5 protein-coding genes and 1 pseudogene are annotated in these 6,458 nt (G+C 72.4%); 4 read left to right on the top strand and 2 right to left on the bottom strand.

Going from position 1 to position 6,458, the window contains the following annotated elements:
* Positions 1-310: 310 nt before the first annotated feature.
* Together V7E45_RS37960 and V7E45_RS37965 are read right to left on the bottom strand one after the other, a co-directional pair.
* Positions 311-790 carry an SRPBCC family protein gene (locus V7E45_RS37960; protein ID WP_333778831.1) on the bottom strand — a complete coding sequence of 160 codons (480 nt, stop codon included), beginning with the start codon at positions 788-790 and terminating at the stop codon, positions 311-313.
* A gap of 101 nt (positions 791-891) precedes the next feature.
* On the bottom strand, positions 892-2,088 hold the full coding sequence (locus tag V7E45_RS37965; RefSeq protein WP_333778832.1) for an acyltransferase family protein: 1,197 nt from the start codon (positions 2,086-2,088) through the stop codon (positions 892-894).
* A 301-nt stretch (positions 2,089-2,389) separates the two neighbouring features.
* On the opposite strand from V7E45_RS37965, the gene V7E45_RS37970 reads away from it, so the two are divergent.
* The 4 genes and pseudogenes from V7E45_RS37970 to V7E45_RS37985 all read left to right on the top strand — a co-directional run.
* Entirely contained in the window at positions 2,390-3,202 is an 813-nt protein-coding gene (locus V7E45_RS37970) for a calcium-binding protein (RefSeq protein WP_333778833.1), read from the top strand.
* Between the two features lie 226 nt (positions 3,203-3,428).
* The gene (locus tag V7E45_RS37975; RefSeq protein WP_333778834.1) at positions 3,429-3,866 is read left to right on the top strand and encodes a Fur family transcriptional regulator; all 438 of its coding nucleotides are present in this window, start codon (positions 3,429-3,431) and stop codon (positions 3,864-3,866) included.
* Positions 3,867-3,899: 33 nt separating this feature from the next.
* Positions 3,900-6,122, top strand: coding sequence for a catalase/peroxidase HPI (katG, locus tag V7E45_RS37980; RefSeq protein WP_333778835.1), 2,223 nt, complete (start codon positions 3,900-3,902; stop codon positions 6,120-6,122).
* Positions 6,123-6,185: 63 nt separating this feature from the next.
* Positions 6,186-6,432 (top strand): annotated as a pseudogene (locus V7E45_RS37985) (hypothetical protein); the annotation flags it as partial.
* Positions 6,433-6,458: the final 26 nt, after the last annotated feature.

Below are 6,458 nucleotides of genomic sequence, written 5' to 3' on the forward strand. Positions count from 1 at the left end.
CCCCCCCCCCCCCCCCCCCCCCCCCCCCCCCCCCCCCCCCCCCCCCCCCCCCCCCCCCCCCGCCCGGCGGTGGCCGGGTTCCGTGGCGCGGTGCGCGCGGACGGCCGACGGCGCGGTGGGCGGGAGCAGGTTTCCGCTCCCGCCCACCGGCACACGCCGGCCGAGCCTTCGCGCATGGTCGCCACGGCTCCTTCACTGCGTCGACGGCGCCCGGCGGCTCAGGCCGCCGGGCGGGTTCTGCAGAGCCGCCTACCCGGAATCGGCACGGGCTCTCCTCACTGTTGTGCATGTCACCCGGGAGTGCGACGGGTCAGAGCCGGCCGGTGCCGTCCGGCCCGCCGACCTCGCCGCGCCACGCCCCGGTCTCCTGGCCGCCGCGCTGCTCGATGAAGTCCTTGAACCGCCGCAGGTCGCCGGAGACCCGGCGCTTGACGAGGCCGAGCTTGTCGCCGACGTTCTCGGCGAGCCCCTCGGGCTCGAACTCCAGTTGCAGCATGACCTTCGTCGTGGAGTCGTCGATACGGTGGAAGGTGACCACCCCGGCCTGCCGCGCCTCACCGTCCACCGTGGTCCACGCCACCCGCTCGTCGGGCCGCTGTTCGGTGATGGCGGCGTCGAACTCCCGCCGGACACCGCCGACATTGGTCACCCAGTGGGTGAGGGTGTCCGTGCGCTGCTCGATGCGCTCGACCCCTTCCATGAACCGGGGGAAGGTCTCGAACTGGGTCCACTGGTTGTACGCGGTGTGCACGGGGACGTCGACCCGCACGGACTCCTCGACCTGGGACATGAGTTCCGCCTCTCGTGTTGCCGACTGTGTGAGAGGTCCGGGTTCCTGATCGCGGGCGGGTCATGCATGCGTTTCGGTCCCGGGTCCGGCGGACCGCCGGGTCACTCGGGTGGCACGGCCGCGGCGGAGGGGCGGGCGGGGGCCGGCTCCCGCGGTGCTTCGGCGGGCCTGTCGCCGGTGCGGCGGCCGCGCAGCAGCAGGCGCCGCGCCGGGCTCTCCACCGCCTCGTAGAGGAGCCAGGACAGGGCGAGCGAGACGGTGAAGGCGGCGACGGTGACCGCCAGGCCCGCGGCCGGCCCGAAGTGCGGCTTGGTGCCCAGCAGATCGGTGCCGGCCCGCAGCACCAGCAGGTGAATCATGTAGAAGGCGAAGGACAGTTCGCCCAGCCGCACCAGGCGCCGGTGCCGCCACAGCGAGGGCAGCCCGTGCAGGTCCGCGAGGGCCGCCGCCGGGATGAGCAGGGTGAATCCGAGGAGGGTGCAGACGGTGGCGGAGTAGCCCGGGGTGACCTGGGGCACCAGGAAGTACCCGATGATCGCCAGGGCCAGCGACGCCTCCAGGCCGGGTCCGCGCCACCGGCCGAGCAGCACCAGCCGGGCGGTGACCGCGCCGAGCACGAACTCGGGGAGTCGGGCGGCGGGCAGGGCGTAGACCGTCTGGCTCGTCCAGTGGTGGGCGTCCGCCCAGGCCAGGACCAGCACCGCGACGGCCGAGACCGCGCCGAGCGCCGTCGCGCCCCGGGCGCCGAGCCGGCGCAGCAGCAGGATCAGCAGCGGGAAGACCGCGTAGAAGAACGCCTCGCAGGCCAGCGACCAGCTGACCGGGTTCAGGGTCTGCCACCAGGGGCGCCACCAGGAGTGCACCAGAAGGACGTTGGCCAGCGCCTGCGAGGCCGCCGGCCTCGGTTGGCGCGCCAGCGTGTACGCCATGAGGAACGCGATGCCGAGGGTGACCAGGTGCACCGGGTAGATCCGCGCGACGCGCCGCCGCCAGAAGGCCAGGGCACGGTCGCGGGGCCGCGCGGACCAGGTCAGCACGAAGCCGGAGAGCACGAAGAAGAACGACACCCCGGTGGCGCCGGCACCGAAGCCCCAGAACACGATGCGTCCGGCACCCCCGCCGAAATAGCCGAAGTTGTTCACGTGCAGCCCGAACACCAGCAGCGCCGCCATCCAGCGAAGCCCCGTGAGGGACGGCAGCGAGGTCATGGCGGCGGGCGTGGGGGATCTGGACGAGGGGTGGTCCGCGTCGGTTCGCGCGGGCGGCGTCCGGGTCGCCCGGGTCGTCGCCGTCGTCATCCGATCACCTGCCGCTGGAGGTTCGCGTGGGGCATGAGGGGGAACTTTGCCCGTTCACCCGGTCTCAATCACGTCTCGTTGCGAACGTCACACCGCTGCCGAGCGACGGGACCCGCACGGTGCCACGGACGGCGGGACGGGGTGCGCCCGCACGGGTGAGGCCGCGCCGGCGCGGACGCGCGACGCGAAAGACCGGAAGTCGGCGGCCCGGCGACGGCCGGATCACTACTATGCGTTCGACTTCTCGACTTTCCGGCTTCTGTCCCGGTTCCGGGCGGACACCTCACCCTCGCGAGGACACATGTCGATACGTGCCGCCGTCACCGCCCTGTCGGGCGCCCTGGTCCTGTCCGCCCTCTCCGCCGTGTCCGGCCCGTCAGCAGGTGCCGCCACGAGCGTCGGCGCCGACGCGGGCGACGGGGACACCCAGATCGTCCAGGTCGTCGTCAACGGCGGGAAGCCGGTCGTGCTCGGCCCCACCGGCACGAAGACCTTCACGCTCAGCATCACCGCGAGTGACGACTCGGGGATCAAGGACGCGTACGGATGGGTCTACCACGGCTCCTTCGACAACCCCGACGGCCATGCGGGCCCCGGTTCCGACACCCCCATGTCCTGCACCCCGGACCCGGTCAGCGAGACGACCTCCGTCTGCACCACCGGCATCACCGTCGGTCCCCGTACGCCCCACACCAACGCCACCGCCGGCACCTGGCACGTGTGGACCTCCGTGGACGCCGACGACTTCGACTTCGTGCAGAAGGACGACGCGGGCGACTTCCCGATGAAGCGCGCCGCCCGGCTGACCGCCGACGCCGCTCCCGAGCCGGTGGCCGCGGGCGCGACCCTCACCGTCAAGGGCGTGCTGAGCCGCGCCAACTGGGACAACGGCACCTGGGGCGGCTACGCGGGCCGGCCGGTGAAGCTGCAGTTCCGCAAGGCCGGCGCCGGCGCGTACAGCACCGTGAAGACGGTGACCAGCGGCGCCGGGGGCGCCCTCAAGACCACCGCGAAGGCCACTGCGAGCGGCTACTGGAGGTGGAGCTTCGCCGGCACCGGCACGACCGGAGCGGTCAGCGCCACCGGCGACTACGTCCACGTCACCGCGGGCTGACCGGCGGGCGCCGCGGGACTCACCCGTTCGGTGGGCCCCGCGGCTCGGCGCGCCGCCACGCGGGCCGTGCGGCCACATGATGCGTCCGTGCCCGCTCGCCCGGGGCTCGCACCGGTCCCGCCGGCCCGGCCACGCGCAGGCGAATTCCAGCCGACGGTGAAGAGGCCAGAATTGCATCGTTCGTTTTCTTGAACCCTTCGTGTTTATGAGGGTAGGTTCCTGGGCCATGACCGCAGCCCAGATCCCGACCACCGCCGAAGAACTGCGCGGTGCCGGACTGCGCGTGACGGCGGCCCGTGTCGCGCTGCTGGAGACCGTCCGGGACGGTGACCACCTCGGCGTCGAGGCGATCGCCTCCGGGGTCCGCGACCGCGTGGGTCACATCTCCCTGCAAGCCGTCTACGAGGCCCTGCACGCCCTCACCGCAGCGGGCCTGATACGCCGTATCGAGCCGGCCGGGAGCCCCGCCAGGTTCGAGGGGCGGGTCGGCGACAACCACCACCACGTCGTGTGCCGCGGGTGCGGTGCCCTCGCCGACGTCGATTGCGCGGTCGGCGACGCACCCTGCCTGACCGCGTCCGACGACCGCGGCTTCTCGATCGACGAGGCCGAGGTCGTCTACTGGGGCACCTGCCCCGACTGTTCCACCGGCCGCAGTTCCTGAGCACCGAGTTCCGCACAGTTCGGAAGGATTGCCATGACTGAGAACCACGACGCGATCGTCACTGACGCGAAGGCGGAGGGAAGCGGCGGCTGCCCCGTCGCGCACGACCGTGCCCCGCACCCCACCCAGGGCGGCGGCAACCGCCAGTGGTGGCCGGAGCGGCTCAACCTGAAGATCCTTGCCAAGAACCCGGCCGTGGCCAATCCGCTGGGTGAGGAGTTCGACTACGCCGAGGCGTTCGGCCGGCTCGACCTCGCGGCGGTGAAACAGGACATCGCCCAGGTGCTCACCACCTCCCAGGACTGGTGGCCCGCCGACTTCGGCAACTACGGCCCGCTGATGATCCGCATGGCGTGGCACAGCGCCGGCACCTACCGCATCAGCGACGGCCGCGGCGGCGCGGGCGCCGGCCAGCAGCGCTTCGCCCCGCTCAACAGCTGGCCCGACAACGGCAACCTCGACAAGGCCCGCCGCCTGCTGTGGCCGGTCAAGAAGAAGTACGGCCAGAGCATCTCCTGGGCCGACCTGATGGTCCTCACCGGCAACGTCGCGCTGGAGCAGATGGGCTTCGAGACCTTCGGCTTCGGCGGCGGCCGCGCGGACGTCTGGGAGCCCGAGGAGGACGTCTACTGGGGCCCCGAGACCACCTGGCTCGACGACCGCCGCTACACCGGCGACCGCGAGCTGGAGAACCCGCTCGGCGCGGTCCAGATGGGCCTGATCTACGTCAACCCGGAGGGCCCGAACGGCAACCCGGACCCGATCGCCGCGGCCCGCGACATCCGTGAGACGTTCCGCCGCATGGCGATGAACGACGAGGAGACCGTCGCCCTGATCGCCGGCGGCCACACCTTCGGCAAGACCCACGGCGCCGGCCCCGCCGACCACGTGGGCGCCGACCCCGAGGCCGCCACCATGGAGGAGCAGGGCCTGGGCTGGCGGAGCACGTACAACACCGGTGTCGGCAAGGACGCCATCACCAGCGGTCTCGAGGTCATCTGGACCACGACCCCGACCCAGTGGAGCAACGGCTTCTTCAAGAACCTCTTCGAGTACGAGTACGAGCTCACCCAGAGCCCGGCCGGCGCCAACCAGTGGGTGGCGAAGGACGCCCCGGCGGTCGTCCCGGACGCGTTCGACCCGGAGAAGAAGCACCGCCCGCGCATGCTCACCACCGACCTGGCGCTGCGCTACGACCCGATCTACGAGCCGATCTCCCGCCGGTTCTACGAGAACCCGGAGGAGTTCGCGGACGCCTTCGCCCGCGCCTGGTACAAGCTCACCCACCGCGACATGGGCCCGAAGTCGCTGTACCTCGGCCCGGAGGTCCCGGCCGAGACCCTGCTGTGGCAGGACCCGCTGCCGGAGCGCGAGGGCGAGCTGATCGACGCCGCCGACATCACGGCCCTCAAGACCAAGCTGCTGGAGTCCGGCCTCACCGTCTCCCAGCTGGTCACCACCGCCTGGGCGTCCGCCTCGACGTTCCGCGGCAGCGACAAGCGCGGCGGCGCCAACGGCGCCCGGCTCCGCCTCGCCCCGCAGAGCGGCTGGGAGGTCAACGACCCCGACCAGCTCGCCCAGGTGCTGCGCGTCCTCGAGGGCGTCCAGCGGGACTTCAACGCCTCCGCCGGCGCCAAGAAGGTCTCCCTGGCCGACCTCATCGTCCTGGGCGGCGCCGCCGCCGTGGAGAAGGCCGCCAAGGAGGCCGGCCACGAGGTCCAGGTGCCCTTCACGCCGGGCCGTGTGGACGCGGGCGAGGAGCACACCGACGCCGAGTCCTTCGAGGCGCTGGAGCCGGTCGCCGACGGCTTCCGCAACTACCTCGGCAAGGGCAACCGGCTGCCGGCCGAGTACCTGCTGCTCGACCGCGCCAACCTGCTCACCCTGAGCGCCCCGGAGATGACCGTCCTCGTCGGCGGCCTGCGCGTCCTGGGCGCCAACCACCAGGGTTCGCAGCTCGGCGTCCTCACCCGGACGCCCGGTGTCCTCACCAACGACTACTTCGTCAACCTGCTCGACCTGGGCACGACGTGGAAGGCGACCAGCGAGGACCAGACCGCGTTCGAGGGCCGCGACGCCGCCACCGGCGAGTTGAAGTGGGCCGGCAGCCGCGCCGACCTGGTCTTCGGCTCCAACTCCGAGCTGCGCGCCGTCGCCGAGGTGTACGCCTCCGACGACGCCAAGGAGAAGTTCGTCGAGGACTTCGTCGCCGCGTGGGACAAGGTCATGAACCTGGACCGGTTCGACCTGGTCTGATCCGCGGGTGGACAGCGATCCACCCGTGGACGGCGTCCGGGTCCGCCCCTCTGCGGGGCGGGCCCGGACGCCGTGCTGTCCGGCCGGTGCCTACCCGGGCCGGGCGTCGGCGTGGAGACCACCCGGCAGCTGCGGGCCCTCACCCCCACGGCACGTCCTCGTCCTGACGACGTACGACACCGACGCCGACGTCATCCGTGCCGTCGAGGCCACCGTGACGACCCATCCGCGCCGCATCCACGACAAGCTCGGTGTGGGCACCCGGGCGGGCGCCGTGGCGGTGGCCAAGGAGCAACGGCTCCTGCCCTGACCCGGCCCCGGGCCCCAGCCCCGACC

The sequence above is a fragment of the Streptomyces sp. IBSBF 3136 genome, assembly GCF_036815105.1.
GTDB lineage: Bacteria > Actinomycetota > Actinomycetes > Streptomycetales > Streptomycetaceae > Streptomyces.